The sequence below is a fragment of the Chryseobacterium sp. 22532 genome, from assembly GCF_052044665.1.
In the GTDB taxonomy this organism is placed as follows: Bacteria; Bacteroidota; Bacteroidia; order Flavobacteriales; family Weeksellaceae; genus Chryseobacterium; species Chryseobacterium lathyri.
In genome coordinates this window covers 380,142-393,472 of the sequence record NZ_JBQENJ010000001.1, presented here as the reverse complement: position 1 = coordinate 393,472, position 13,331 = coordinate 380,142, and the positions used below count along the sequence as shown (strand labels likewise).

At 38.4% G+C, this 13,331-nt stretch carries 13 protein-coding genes; 6 read left to right on the top strand and 7 right to left on the bottom strand.

Annotated elements, in window-relative coordinates; translation table 11 throughout:
* Positions 1–184 precede the first annotated feature (184 nt).
* From hemA to hemE, 6 genes are all read left to right on the top strand, one after another.
* On the top strand, positions 185–1,459 hold the full coding sequence (gene hemA, locus ACTJIV_RS01960; RefSeq protein WP_111954338.1) for a glutamyl-tRNA reductase: 1,275 nt from the start codon (positions 185–187) through the stop codon (positions 1,457–1,459).
* On the top strand, positions 1,446–2,354 hold the full coding sequence (gene hemC / locus ACTJIV_RS01955; protein ID WP_440625281.1) for a hydroxymethylbilane synthase: 909 nt from the start codon (positions 1,446–1,448) through the stop codon (positions 2,352–2,354). Before hemA ends, hemC begins: the two co-directional genes overlap by 14 nt.
* Positions 2,355–2,399: 45 nt before the next feature.
* Positions 2,400–2,981, top strand: coding sequence for a DUF1287 domain-containing protein (locus ACTJIV_RS01950; protein WP_440625279.1), 582 nt, complete (start codon positions 2,400–2,402; stop codon positions 2,979–2,981).
* Positions 2,982–2,990: 9 nt separating this feature from the next.
* Entirely contained in the window at positions 2,991–3,647 is a 657-nt protein-coding gene (locus ACTJIV_RS01945; RefSeq protein WP_111954332.1) for a peptidoglycan recognition protein family protein, read from the top strand.
* Between the two features lie 4 nt (positions 3,648–3,651).
* The gene (locus tag ACTJIV_RS01940) at positions 3,652–4,323 is read left to right on the top strand and encodes a uroporphyrinogen-III synthase (RefSeq protein ID WP_223558033.1); all 672 of its coding nucleotides are present in this window, start codon (positions 3,652–3,654) and stop codon (positions 4,321–4,323) included.
* A 66-nt stretch (positions 4,324–4,389) separates the two neighbouring features.
* Positions 4,390–5,421, top strand: a complete 1,032-nt coding sequence (hemE, locus tag ACTJIV_RS01935) for a uroporphyrinogen decarboxylase (protein WP_440625276.1) — start codon at positions 4,390–4,392, stop codon at positions 5,419–5,421.
* 61 nt (positions 5,422–5,482) lie between these two features.
* On the opposite strand, the gene ACTJIV_RS01930 is transcribed toward hemE, so the two are convergent.
* The 7 genes from ACTJIV_RS01930 to ACTJIV_RS01900 all read right to left on the bottom strand — a co-directional run bounded on the left by ACTJIV_RS01930 (position 5,483) and on the right by ACTJIV_RS01900 (position 13,174).
* Positions 5,483–6,115: an NAD(P)H-dependent oxidoreductase gene (locus ACTJIV_RS01930; protein WP_440625274.1), complete on the bottom strand. Its 633-nt coding sequence runs from the start codon at positions 6,113–6,115 to the stop codon at positions 5,483–5,485.
* Positions 6,116–6,239: 124 nt separating this feature from the next.
* Positions 6,240–7,058 (bottom strand): T9SS type A sorting domain-containing protein, encoded by an 819-nt coding sequence (locus ACTJIV_RS01925; RefSeq protein WP_440625272.1) that lies wholly within the window; start codon positions 7,056–7,058, stop codon positions 6,240–6,242.
* A 132-nt stretch (positions 7,059–7,190) separates the two neighbouring features.
* A complete protein-coding gene (locus ACTJIV_RS01920) occupies positions 7,191–8,411 on the bottom strand; it encodes a cysteine desulfurase (RefSeq protein ID WP_440625270.1) in 1,221 nt (406 codons plus the stop codon).
* A 217-nt stretch (positions 8,412–8,628) separates the two neighbouring features.
* A complete protein-coding gene (locus ACTJIV_RS01915; RefSeq protein WP_111954320.1) occupies positions 8,629–9,282 on the bottom strand; it encodes a 50S ribosomal protein L25/general stress protein Ctc in 654 nt (217 codons plus the stop codon).
* Between the two features lie 55 nt (positions 9,283–9,337).
* Positions 9,338–10,276, bottom strand: a complete 939-nt coding sequence (locus tag ACTJIV_RS01910) for a ribose-phosphate pyrophosphokinase (RefSeq protein WP_116010304.1) — start codon at positions 10,274–10,276, stop codon at positions 9,338–9,340.
* Positions 10,277–10,362: 86 nt separating this feature from the next.
* Positions 10,363–11,925 carry a G-D-S-L family lipolytic protein gene (locus tag ACTJIV_RS01905; RefSeq protein ID WP_223558030.1) on the bottom strand — a complete coding sequence of 521 codons (1,563 nt, stop codon included), beginning with the start codon at positions 11,923–11,925 and terminating at the stop codon, positions 10,363–10,365.
* A 10-nt stretch (positions 11,926–11,935) separates the two neighbouring features.
* Positions 11,936–13,174, bottom strand: a complete 1,239-nt coding sequence (locus tag ACTJIV_RS01900; protein ID WP_111954313.1) for an OmpP1/FadL family transporter — start codon at positions 13,172–13,174, stop codon at positions 11,936–11,938.
* Between the last annotated feature and the right edge of the window lie 157 nt (positions 13,175–13,331).

Here is a 13,331-nt window from a genome sequence, read left to right as displayed (position 1 = left end):
TAACATCAGCAAGATTATAATAGGTTGATTATAAAATATTTCTGCGCTACGAGTTATTTTATAAGCTCAGAAGCTTTCTCTTCCTACTTCTTTTTTCTTCCGTGTCACCATAGTTTTTCACGATAATTATCATATACATTATCAGAGAATGGTTAATTAAAAAATCCGTAAATTTGCGCTGCTTATGTTACAGTATTCCAATATCCATCAGACCTCAAACTTTGCTGTACTTTCCATTAGCTATGAAAAGGCTGATGTGGAAACGAGAGGGAAGTTTGCATTTTTTGATGATAACATCAAGAATTTTGTCGCCAGGGTCCATACTATGGATTTAGGAGATGCATTTGTGGTTTCTACCTGTAACAGAACCGAAATCTATACCACTTCTCCAAATTATCTCCTGGTAGCAGAAGAATACTGCAAGACAATCGGAGTAAACCTTACAGATTTTCTTCAGTTTGCCAATATTCTGACCAAAGAAGAGGCCCTTATCCATCTTTTCAGGGTGGCAGCCGGACTGGAAAGCCAGATCATCGGAGATTTTGAGATCATCGGACAAATCAAAAAAGCATACAGCCGTTTTAAAAAAGAAAGACAGAATTCCAATCCATATCTGGAAAGAGCCATCAATGCAGCGATCCAGATTTCGAAAAGAATTAAAAATGAGACAGGAATTTCTAACGGAGCCGCATCCGTGTCTTATGCTGCCGTTCATTATATTTTAAACAGCCAGAAGAAAATTACAGAAAAGAACATTCTTCTTTTGGGTGTGGGTGAGATCGGGCAAAATACGGTTGAAAACCTGGTCAAACATGTCTATCAGCCAAAAATTAAAATTGCTAACAGAACTCAGGAAAAAGCTGAAAAAATTTCCCAGAAATACAGTATTCCTCATGTTGATTATTCTGATTTTGACAGGGAATTAAAAAACACGGACATTCTTATTGTTGCCACAGGAGCCAAACATCCTATCATCAACAAATCTCATTTCCCGAACGGGAAAGAAACCTTGGTGATCGACCTTTCTATTCCTCACAACGTTGAAAAAAATGTAACCGAGAATGAAAATGTAACCCTGATTGATGTAGATGAGCTTTCCAAACAAATCCAGGAAACGATTCAGCAGCGGGAAAAAGAAATTCCAAAAGCTGAAAAAATCATCAAAGAACTGATGAAAGAGTTTCTGGAATGGGAAAAAAAGAGAAAGCTGGCACCCAATATTCACCATTTCAAAGCTGTTCTCAAGAATATGGAACGCAATGAAATGCATAATTTTTATAAAAAAAATAAATACATAAACATCACGGACATGGAGCTTTCTGACAAAATGATCCAGAAAATTACCAACCGTTTTGCAAAATTTATCATCGACAATCCTTTAAAAGCCGAAGAAATTAGTAAATTAATGCACGAAATATTAGTTGAACAACCAAACAACGAATTCAATGAAAAGCATTAGAATCGGAACAAGAAATTCCGCATTGGCACTTTGGCAGGCAAGAGAGGTTGCCAGGAACCTTCAAAATCGTAATTATTTAACGGAAATTGTTCCTATTGTATCTTCCGGCGACAAAAACTTAAATCAACCACTTTATTCATTAGGAATCACCGGGGTTTTTACAAGAGACCTTGATGTTGCTCTATTGAATGACGAAATTGATATTGCCGTTCACTCTTTAAAGGATGTTCCGACGCAACTGCCTCAAAATATCGAGATCGTTGCTTACCTGGAAAGAGATTTCCCTCAGGACGTACTGATCAGAAAAGAATCTTCAAGAAATAAAGAGTTCCATGAACTTAAGCTAGCCACAAGCAGCTTAAGAAGAAGAGCATTCTGGTTAAAGAATTATCCTCATGCTGAGTTTTCTGATATCCGCGGGAATATCCAGACCCGTCTCCAGAAACTGGAAGAAGGAGATTTTGACGCTACTATTCTTTCTCTGGCAGGAATCAAAAGAATGAAAATGGACATTGATTATGAAATGCTTCCGCTAATGATCCCGGCTGCTTCGCAGGGAGTCATTGCTGTTGCCGGACATTCTGATAAAACAGAGATCAATGAAATCCTAAGCCAGATTAATCATAAGAAAACCCAGATCTGTGTAGAGATCGAAAGAAATTTCCTGAGCACACTGGAAGGCGGATGCACCGCCCCAATCGGAGCTTTTGCTGAGATGATCGAAAACCAGATCTGCTTCAAAGCCGCTCTTTGCTCTCTTGATGGCAAAAACTGTATTGCTACCGATGAGAACTTTGAATATAATGACACTGAAAATTTTGGAGAGAAGTTCGCCAAAATCGTTCTTGAAAACGGCGGAAAAGAACTGATGACTGAAATTAAGAATTCGTATTAAGAATTTTTAAACAGATTGAACGTTTATATTCGTAAGTGCAGAACAATGAAAAAATCCTTTTTTTTATTCGTATTTCTATTTTGTGCATTTATTGCAAATGCGCAGAATAAATTTGGGCTTCAGCTGTCCAATTCTGCTTTGACGCTCATAGACAGCTCCGTTAAGTATGATCCTGCCTATTTTGTCCTCAAATATCCCAACGGTGATGTCCCGGCTGACAAAGGAGTTTGCACAGATGTTATTATAAGAGCCTATAGAAAACTTGGTATTGATTTGCAAAAAGAAGTACATGAGGATATGGTAAAGAACTTTTCAAAGTATCCGAAAACCTGGGGATTAAAAAAACCTGACACGAATATTGATCACAGAAGGGTTCCCAATCTTGCCGTATTTTTTTCTAAATTTGGAAAAGTAAAATCTACTGAAACCAATCCTGCACTTTATGTTCCGGGAGATATTGTAACGTGGATTTTACCGGGAAACCTGACGCACATCGGAATTGTCGTCAATAAAAAATCTGCTGACGGAAAAAGATTCCTGATTGTGCATAATATAGGAGGCGGACAGGTTTTGGAAGACTGTCTCTTTAAATATACCATCACAGGACATTATCAATACCCCAAATAAGCTGCTTTTATGAAAAACCTCATCTATGCTTTATTTGTATTGTTATCATGTTATACGAAAGCTCAAACCAACGAGTTTAAAATCGTCAGCAAACCTATTGATTATTCTCAGGAGAGAGTCCGTTTAAGTTTGGAGTACCTTAAAGATCATCATCATATTGTACAAAACTCACCAACAATTTCTCCCAAAATAATTGTTCTGCATTATACTGCAGGTGGAACTGTTGAAACCAATTATAAATATTTCAATAAAACTCACCTGGAATCTGCCAGAAATGTTTTAAAGAAACAGAGCACTTTAAATGTCTCTTCACAGTTTATTGTAGACCGGGATGGCACCATTTATCAGCTTATGGAGCCTAATATGTTTGCAAGACACACGATAGGCCTTAATTACTGTGCAATCGGCATTGAAAATATAGGAAGCAGGAAGCAGCCGCTTACAGAAAAACAGGTTTTATCCAATGCTCAACTGATTAGGCATTTGACTAAAAAATACAATATAGAATATCTGATAGGCCATTCAGAATATGGTGTATTCAGAGGTTCTAAACTTTGGAAAGAGACGGATCCGGATTATTTTACTGTCAAAGACGATCCGGGGAAAGATTTTATGACGAAAGTAAGACTGTTAGTGACTGATCTGCATTTAAAAGACAAACCTTAATTTAATGAAAATTCTGTTTACCAAAATTATAGATGCCCCGCTGTTATCCAAAGAATTAGGATCGGATATTTCGGCTGAATGTATTGAGGTAATCAGGACAGAGCCTATAAAAACAGCTGCATTTGACTTAAAGAATTATTCCCTGATTTTCACCAGTGTCAACGGGGTGATTTCATTTTTCAACAATCAGTTTAAACCCAACGAGGATTTTACAGCAAAAAACTACAATAAAATATATTGCGTTGGTGAAAAGACGAAACGTGAACTGAGAAAACACGGTTTCGGAACATTTAAAGTTCTGAAAAATGCGGAAACCCTTTCAAGATTTATCATCGGAAACTGCCAGCACGAACAATTCCTTCACTTCTGCGGTAATCTTGCCATAGATGTCCTGGATAATGATCTTCCTTTGCAGAATATCAGCTACAAAAAGATCACGATTTATAAAACCGAAGAGCTCTATCCTTCCGTACCTGAAAAATATCATGCTGCAGTTTTTTTTAGTCCAAGCGGAGTTCGTAGTTTTGCAAAACTCAACTCTTTAGAAGGAATGAAGATTTTTTCCATCGGGGAAACTACCTCAGGTGAGCTCAGAAAGCACACTACAGAAGAAATCTTTACATCAGAAGAAAACAATCTGGCTTCCATTTTTGAATTGATAAAAAAGGAACTTTAAACAGCCGCACGCCTGGCTGGTAAAAATAATGAGTGCCGGCAACGGCCGTATTAGTTTAAATAAATTATGATTAAAAACGACTTATATTTAAAAGCACTCCGCGGAGAAACTGTAGAAAGACCGCCGGTATGGATGATGAGACAAGCCGGAAGATATCTGCCGGAATTCATTGCTCTCCGGGATAAGTACGACTTCTTCACAAGATGTCAGACTCCCGAGCTGGCTGCTGAAATCACGATACAGCCGATCAAAAGATTTCCGTTGGATGCTGCGATCCTTTTCTCTGACATTCTTGTAGTTCCTCAGGCAATGGGAATTGATTTCAAAATGAAGGAATCAGTTGGCCCGTGGCTGGACAATCCTATCAGAACGGCGGAACAGGTGCAGAATATTGAAGTTCCTGATGTTAATGATACGCTAGGTTATGTTTTTGATGCAATTGAACTGACTCTTCAAAAGCTGGATAATGAAATTCCATTGATCGGTTTTGCAGGGTCTCCATGGACGATCCTGTGCTATTGTGTGGAAGGAAAGGGAAGCAAAGCGTTTGATATTGCAAAATCATTCTGTTTCCAGCAGCCGGAAGCAGCTCATTTACTGCTTCAGAAGATCACAGACACTACCATTGCATATTTAAAAAGAAAAGTTGAAAAAGGAGTTTCTGCGGTTCAGGTTTTTGATTCATGGGGTGGGATGCTTTCTCCTACGGATTATCAGGAGTTCTCATGGCAGTATATCAATCAGATCGTTGAAGCATTAAGCCCTCTTACCCATGTCGTGGTATTTGGAAAAGGATGCTGGTTTGCTCTTGAGAACATGACGATGTCTAAAGCATCTGCTTTGGGTGTGGACTGGACGATTACTCCGGAATTTGCAAGAACATTAACGAACCATACGATGACGCTTCAGGGAAATTTTGATCCTGCAAGATTACATTCTACTCCGGAAACCATCAAAAAAATGGTAACTGAGATGATCAACCGTTTTGGAAAAGACAGATATATTGCTAACCTCGGACACGGAATTTTACCTAATATTCCCGTTGAAAACGCAGAAGCATTCATCAGAGCGGTTGTTGACTGGAAACCGAATCTTTAAATTAAAAATCATAAAAAAATCCCTTTCAAAACAATTGAAAGGGATTTTTTTTATCAACTGATTAATTCACTTCTGTAATAAAAGCTTCTTTAGGCTTTCTCACTTTCGTAAGATTCACCAACCAGTCATTTGATGCATCTCTGTAACCGATTGGCAGCAACAATACGCTCTTTAGTCCTTTTTCTTTCAGATTCAAAACTTCATCTACAGCTTCGGGAGAAAAACCTTCCATTGGTGTAGAATCCACTTCTTCAAAGGCTGCTGCGATAATGGCAGCACCAAATGAAATGTAGGCCTGTTTGGCAGCATGGGTAAAGTTTTCTTCCGCTGATCTCTGAGGATAGGTTCCCAACAGCATCTGTCTGTAGTTTTCCCAGCCTTCGTTTTTAAAGCCTCTAATCTCGTTGGTAAGGTCAAACATACTGTTGATTCTTTCTTCCGTATAATTATCCCAGGCAGCAAACACCAGAAGGTGAGAGCAGTCTGTAATCTGCGGCTGGTTCCATGCGTGAGGCTTAATCTGTTCCTTTACTTCCGGGTTGGTAACCACGATAATCTCAAAAGGCTGAAGTCCGCTGGATGTAGGTGCCAGTCTTGCAGCTTCTAATATTTTATCCACTTTTCCCTGTGGTACTTTCTGACCGTTCATTGCTTTGGTGGCAAATCTCCAGTTCAGTTTTTCAATTAATTCCATTAAGTTAAATTTAGACCAGACAAAATTAGCTCAAGAAGTAAAATACATGTACACAAAAATTGCTATTTGTGCTATTGGCAGAATCTATTGTAATGAATATAATTAAATAACATTTACAATAATTTTATTCTTTTCTGATCTTTTTACTTGTTATTTCTTTTTTATTATCTATCCGAATGAAATAGTATCCTTTTTGCAGATCAGAAAGATCATATCTTTCGTGCGCTCCAATGAAACTTTTGACTTTCCTGCCCGCCATATCAACTACCGCAACCTCAGAATCAAATTTCAGATTATCCGATTGAATATATAGATAATCTTGTACCGGGTTGGGATACACCTGTATTTTATCTGCAAGAGAAACTTCCGAAGTTCCCAATACTCCTGATGTAATAACTACATCATCTACCGCAACTCCAAAGGAGTAATCTCCCGCGTCATCATATATAAATCTCAGTTGAAAGTTAGCATTGGCATATGGAGCTAAATTGATACTTCCTGCCAGGCTATAGGCTGTAAGAATATAGGAGAGTGTACTGAGGTCAATAATCCAGGTTCCGGAAGCTCCTGAAGAGGTAAATATCTGTACCCAGGATGTCCCGTTAAAGACTTCAACCTTCAAGGTAGAATTAAGTTCATAAATCTGGTTGGCATATTTAAATGAAAGCTTTGGATTTGAAACTGCAGAAAGATTAATAACAGGTGATATTAATCTCGCATTGGTATTTACACTGTTTGGCCCTGCATTATCATCATCAAAAAAGGCTGCCCCGCCGGGAAACGAGGCAAAACCGCTCACAGTTCCCACCTCCCAGTTGTAGACGGTATCCGGATTATTAGTAGTCCATCCCGAAGGCAATACGGCTCCGTTAAAGTTCTCAGAGAATACCTGTGCATTATAAAATCCACAAGTGATCAGAAAAAATAGTATTTGTTTTTTCATGATATATTAATTATTAGTTTCAATAAAATTACCAATTAATATTCACTAGAAAACCAACATTTAACATAATATTTATTCACAAACAGCATGTTAAATTAAAAAAAGCAGTCGATTAACTGCTTTTTATATTGTTTATCCCAACATTTTCTGGGCTTTCTTTACGCCTTCTACAAGCCTGTCGATTTCATCAAAAGTATTGTAAACCGCAAAACTGGCTCTTACCGTTCCGGCTATATTGAAAAAATCCATGATAGGTTGTGTACAATGGTGGCCCGTTCTTACAGCAATTCCCATTTTATCCAGGATCATTCCTACATCTGAAGATATTCCTACTCCTTCCAGATTAAAGGAAACTACACCTACCCTTTTAGCCTTCTCTCCATAAATCTTTATGTTTTCCAGCTCCAAGAGTTTTCTCTGAGCGCATTCCAGTAAGGCATTTTCATGATTCTGGATATTTTGTCTGCCTATTTTTTCAATAAAATCAACAGCAGCACCCAGCGCAATATTTCCTCCTACATTTGGAGTTCCCGCTTCATATTTAAAAGGAAGCCCGGCATACGTAGTTCCATCGAAAGAACATGTGGCAATCATCTCCCCTCCTCCGTGAAATGGCGGAAGCTCTTCCAGGATTTCCTGTTTTCCATAAAGGATGCCTGTTCCCATCGGAGCATACATCTTATGTCCTGAAAAAACAAAGAAATCACAGTCCATCCGCTGTACATCGATCTCGAAGTGAGGTGCAGACTGGGCCCCGTCAATCACAATATAAGCATCTGAATTTTTTCTTATCCTGGCAATAATCTCTTCTACAGGATTTACAATTCCCAAAGCATTGGAAACCTGGTTTACAGAAACCACTTTTGTCTTCTCGCTAAGAAATTCATCCAGATAGTTCAATTGAAGAATACCATTTTCATCAATCGGGATTACTCTTAGCTTTGCCCCAGTCCTTTCACAAAGCAGCTGCCATGGAACAATATTGGAATGGTGTTCCAGGTAAGAAATGATAATCTCATCATCTTTTTTAAGCTTCTGCGTCAGAATGTAGGCGATAAGGTTCAGACCTTCCGTTGTTCCCTTTGTAAAAATGACTTCAAAATCATGTTTAGCATTGATAAATTTCTGAATCTTTCTTCTTGAAAGCTCCATTTCTTCGGTAGCTAACTGACTTAATGTATGAATTCCTCTATGAACATTGGCATTAATCTCTGTATAATAGTCATTCCAGACCTTTAAAACAGAATCCGGTTTCTGGGATGTTGCTGCATTATCTAAGTAAACCAATGGTTTACCATTCACTTCGCGGTTTAATATAGTAAACTGACTTCTTATTTCCTGAATGTCAAACATTTATTAAAATTTTAAATTAGATTGCTCTTATTTAGAACACTTCAAATTTACGGCTTTTTTTCTGAAAGGACATAGTGGCTTAAAGGCTGATATTGGTCAGGCGATAGAAAGATTCGATGAACAGAATAGTCCTCATATAATTATCATCATTTTATCACAAAATTAAAACCTGCCAATAGATTGACAGGTTTATATTGGTTTGTTGAATAAGCAAATATTATTCTGCAGATTTTTCTTCTGTTGTAGGAACGTCAGGAGACTGTGTTGCCACTTCTTCTGCTGCTTCTTCATCTTCATCATCTTCTGCTACGGCACCACCTTTCATTGCATTTCTAGACATCTTAACAGCCACTACAACTGCATTGTCAGGGTGTACGAAAGAATATCCTTCAGCTTTGATCCCTCCTACATAAATCTTGTTACCGATTCTTAATGGAGTAACATCTACAACTACCTCATCAGGTAAGTTTGCAGGGATAGCTTTCACTTTTAATTTTCTGAAAGACTGACGTAAAACACCACCAGCCACAACACCTTTAGAACGTCCGGTAATTCTTACAGGAACTTCCATAATCACTGGCTTATCAGCAGATAACTGATAGAAGTCTGCATGTAAAATTTTGTCCGTAATTGGGTGGAACTGAATATCCTGAAGAACAGCTGAAATTGTTTTTCCGTCTAGTTCAATAGATACCGTGTGTGCTTCAGGAGTGTATACTAAACCTTTGAAAGCTTTCTCTTCAGCAGAGAAGTTTAAAGGTGCTTCACCTCCATAAACAACACAAGGAACTAATTCAGCATCACGTAAAGCTTTTGTAGACTTTTTGCCCACGCTTTCTCTTTTTGTACCTTGAATTGTAATAGATTTCATTTATAAAAATTTAAAAAATTGTTTTTGTTTAATTTTGCAACTCGCTAAAAATCAATTAAATAATAAACTTACTACTAATTGATTGATGCTCATGAACCATCTTCATAACGTCCGCAAATAATGGGGCGCAAGATAGCACTTTTATTTTAGTTGACAAATTATTTTTAACAGGAATTGAGTCAGTTACAATAACTTCCAGCAACTTAGAGTTTTCAATATTTTCGTATGCTTTTCCGGAAAGTACTCCGTGAGTAGCCATCGCTCTTACTGATTTTGCTCCTTTTTCCATCAAGATATCTGCCGCTTTACAAAGTGTACCCGCAGTATCGATCATATCATCAATAAGGATCACATTTTTGCCTTCCACATCACCGATAAGGAACATCTCTTCTACAACATTTGCTTTTTTTCTTTCTTTATAGGCAATTACTACTTCAGCACTCAGGTGACCTGCATAGTTCTTCGCTCTTTTTGCTCCTCCCATATCCGGTGAAGCAATGGTAAGATTATCCAGGTTTAAAGCTCTGATATAATCTACGAAGATACTTGAAGCATACAGATGATCTACCGGAATTTCAAAGAATCCCTGAATCTGGTCTGCATGCAGATCCATTGTCATAATTCTTGTTGCTCCTGCAGCTGTTAATAAATTAGCAACCAGTTTTGCGCCTATCGGAGCTCTTGGCTTGTCTTTTCTGTCCTGTCTCGCAAGTCCGAAATAAGGAATTACAACAGTAATGCTTTTTGCGGAAGCTCTTTTCGCAGCATCAATCATCAATAGTAGTTCCAGCAGATTGTCTGCAGGCGGGAAGGTAGATCCGATTAGGAAAACTCGTCCTCCTCTTACTGACTCATCCAAAACAGGCTCGAATTCCCCGTCGCTGAACTCCTGAAAGTTGATTTTTCCTAACTCTTTCCCATAATATTGGGCAATGTTTTCTGCCAAGTCCTTACTGGTTCTTGTACAAAATAGATAACTTAACTGATCGGCCATTTTTACTTTTTAAAGATTTTGCAAATTTAAAAAAAAACCACAAGAATTACTCTTGTGGTTTCTAAGTTTTTATTTTCCTGCTATTATTACGGGAATTTTACTCCTGAATATTTATTAGGATCTACCTGTGGCAGTGTAGATTTATACTTTTGATTGATCGATTTGATAAACTCGTTGGCAATAACCGCATAACCTCTTCCTGTAAGGTGTACACCATCAAGAGAGAAAGCTCCACCGGTCACGAATTTGGCAGTATATCTTACCCCATCGTAGAGGATACCCGACTTTCCATTAAGCTCAACCATTTTAGCATTCCCATCTACAAAAGCTAACCCATAAGAATCAGCAAGTGATTTTATAGAATTATTATAGGCATCTACAGCCGTTTTTACATAAGAAGCCTCTGTTTTTGTCAATACATGCTGATTTTGCAGCGGATAAGAAATTCCATAAACATTTGCAGGCGCTGGCGCACCAGGTGCAGGAGTTCCAATTAGAGAACTTGTTGTAAGAAGGATATAATCTTCTGATGTAGCCTGTCTTGCCTGTCCAAAGATTTGTCCAAACGCAGTTGCTGTAGGCAATCCTAAAGAAGGAGTCAGAGCAGCCGTAAGCTGTGCAGACAGATTCGTAAGAGCAACATCTTTTATCAAAACAGGATTGGAAGAAGTAGAAGAAAGCAGATTAATTCTGTCTCCAGCCCCAAAAGCAGTAAGCGCCTGTTTCAATGGCCCATATAAGTTTGTATTAAGAGTGGCTAAATTTGCTCCTAAAGTTGTTGGTGTTAAAGGATTGTAAGGAACTGTCGTGAAAAAAGGAATAGAAGTAACATAAGGAATATTTGCGATAACTCCTTTTGTTGTTCCTACACTTTTAAGACCATCCAGTACATTTTTAATAGATCCTGCTACAAGATTAGGATCAGAAATATCATTGGATTTATAAGTTAACGGGTTTACATTCCCACTCTGAACTGTTGCCGGAGTATAAGTAGTAACTCCTCCTACAGTCTGAGAATTCGTGCCTCCATTGGTCGCATAAGACAATACATCATTATTACCAATCCAAAGAGAGAAAAATGTAGGTTTCTGAGCCATTGCGTCCTGTAAAACAGAAGTTGTCGGAGAAGTAGCAAATCGCACGAAATAAGGATTAGCAGCACCTAGAGCAAGGTTCGCAGAGCTTCCGTAACCTGGCGCAACCAGATGGAAAGATTTCGCCCCCGGAACCCCCATATTGTGGTAAGGTCCACCGGCAGTTACATTATCTAATGCTGCTGCAGGACTGCTTGCAACCGGACCTAAACTTCCACTTGCAGTCACCTGAAGAGTCAATTTTCCAGGAAAGCCAGGCAATCCGATAAATCCACCTACATCATTTGGCATTAAAGGTTGTTTAAATGCTCCGCCGCCCGCAAGCTTCATCTGCATTGCAATAATACTTGGGTATGATTCATTTTGTCCGCTGCTATAAAGAGCCCCATCCCTGTAACCGGATGTCAACGAGTTCCCCAAAGAAACATAATTAGAAAAGTTTGCCTCGCCGCTTGTTATCTGGATATCTTTTACATCAGTATCAAAATCATTCTCACAGCTTGTTGTAAAAAGAAGTGCGGAAACGGCAAGTGTTGATATTATAATTTTTTTCATAGTCTTTCAATTAAAAAGGGTTGTACGATAAACCTAAACCAAAGTAAAATGCTCTAGCTTTTGCCTGTCCATTAAAGCCAAGACTAGCATTTCTTACATCTCTGGCCTGAGGAAGGGCATATCCTCCTGCTATATCAACTCCAAACTGCTTTAGTTTAAAGCCAAGACCTCCGGTAATTACATATGTATTAAATGATGGCGTTTCCGGGATGAAATTCTCGTCAGTGTATGGTGACTCATCATAGTAAGCACCCAAACGACCAAAAATCATATCTGTGAATGCATACTGTGTACCCAATCTGAATGTTTTTGAGTTTCTAAAGTTTTTAGGAGACACAAGAATTGTTGGATCTGGCTGATTCCCCACTGGAGCAGTAGCAAAATCCAGAGTCAGCTTGCTGTATCTTTCCCATCCGTGGTAGTTAAAGTCAGCTGAAATTAACCATTTCGGTGTTACTTTATATGTTAAACCAATGGTATATTCTTCTACTAAAGGAAGTGTTGCTGTAAATTTATCCTGTCCTGTACTTGGGTCCAGTCCTAATAACGGATAAATAGATGCTGACGGGAACTTGAATGTTGCAGTTCCTTTTTTAGCCTTCATGTCTATAGGTGAACGGTAAGCAATACTGATGTCTAATTTAGGATCAGGTCTGAAATAGAAACCGAATCCGTAACCGTGTCCGCTTGCCTTTTCGTCTTTAATATTTAATTCACCTCCAAACTGCGTTACCGCTTTATCCCAGTCTACTTTACCTTTTGCATAAATATAGCTCGCCCCGAATGACATCCAAGGCGCCAGTTTCACAGAGACCATCGGCTGAAAATAGAAGCTCTTAAGCTCCAGTTTCTGAACCATTTCTTTCCCCTCCCAATCGCTTGGCCACTGGATTGTACTTCCGAAAGGTGTTGTAAAACTGAAACCAACAGATAAATTCTCTATCGGTCTATAAGCAACCGCAGCATATAACGGAGTACCAATAGGATTATCTGTTTCTGTACTCTGCAAAGTATTTAAGTTTTGAAAAGTAACTTTATTACTTGCACCGAACCCTCCTGCTACTATACTCAGTTTGGAAGGAATAAATGACATCCCCGCCGGGTTAAAGAATGCCACACTTGCATCTTCGGCATGAGCACTAGTATGCGCCATTGCCAATTGTTTCACTCCCTGCAGAGATACCCTGAAGCCTCCCGCGTAAGATAAAACACCCGCCAATAAAGCAGTTGATACTAATATTTTTTTCATAGACTGTTTATTATATAACCCAAATATAAAATTATTTTAGATACAGCTGTTAATATTTCTTAATATTTTAAACAATATGCCAAAAGAAAATTATGTTTAAAATAGTACTTTAAAAATATATCTATATAAACACATAGACACTAGCAACTTATCGGCT

Excerpts from the sequence above, each read along its gene's own strand:
- hemA (WP_111954338.1), top strand. The coding sequence starts at position 185 with ATGTTACAGTATTCCAATATCCATCAGACCTCAAACTTTGCTGTACTT.
- hemC (WP_440625281.1), top strand. The coding sequence starts at position 1,446 with ATGAAAAGCATTAGAATCGGAACAAGAAATTCCGCATTGGCACTTTGG.
- ACTJIV_RS01950 (WP_440625279.1), top strand. The coding sequence starts at position 2,400 with ATGAAAAAATCCTTTTTTTTATTCGTATTTCTATTTTGTGCATTTATT.
- ACTJIV_RS01945 (WP_111954332.1), top strand. The coding sequence starts at position 2,991 with ATGAAAAACCTCATCTATGCTTTATTTGTATTGTTATCATGTTATACG.
- ACTJIV_RS01940 (WP_223558033.1), top strand. The coding sequence starts at position 3,652 with ATGAAAATTCTGTTTACCAAAATTATAGATGCCCCGCTGTTATCCAAA.
- hemE (WP_440625276.1), top strand. The coding sequence starts at position 4,390 with ATGATTAAAAACGACTTATATTTAAAAGCACTCCGCGGAGAAACTGTA.
- ACTJIV_RS01930 (WP_440625274.1), bottom strand. The coding sequence starts at position 6,115 with ATGGAATTAATTGAAAAACTGAACTGGAGATTTGCCACCAAAGCAATG.
- ACTJIV_RS01925 (WP_440625272.1), bottom strand. The coding sequence starts at position 7,058 with ATGAAAAAACAAATACTATTTTTTCTGATCACTTGTGGATTTTATAAT.
- ACTJIV_RS01920 (WP_440625270.1), bottom strand. The coding sequence starts at position 8,411 with ATGTTTGACATTCAGGAAATAAGAAGTCAGTTTACTATATTAAACCGC.
- ACTJIV_RS01915 (WP_111954320.1), bottom strand. The coding sequence starts at position 9,282 with ATGAAATCTATTACAATTCAAGGTACAAAAAGAGAAAGCGTGGGCAAA.
- ACTJIV_RS01910 (WP_116010304.1), bottom strand. The coding sequence starts at position 10,276 with ATGGCCGATCAGTTAAGTTATCTATTTTGTACAAGAACCAGTAAGGAC.
- ACTJIV_RS01905 (WP_223558030.1), bottom strand. The coding sequence starts at position 11,925 with ATGAAAAAAATTATAATATCAACACTTGCCGTTTCCGCACTTCTTTTT.
- ACTJIV_RS01900 (WP_111954313.1), bottom strand. The coding sequence starts at position 13,174 with ATGAAAAAAATATTAGTATCAACTGCTTTATTGGCGGGTGTTTTATCT.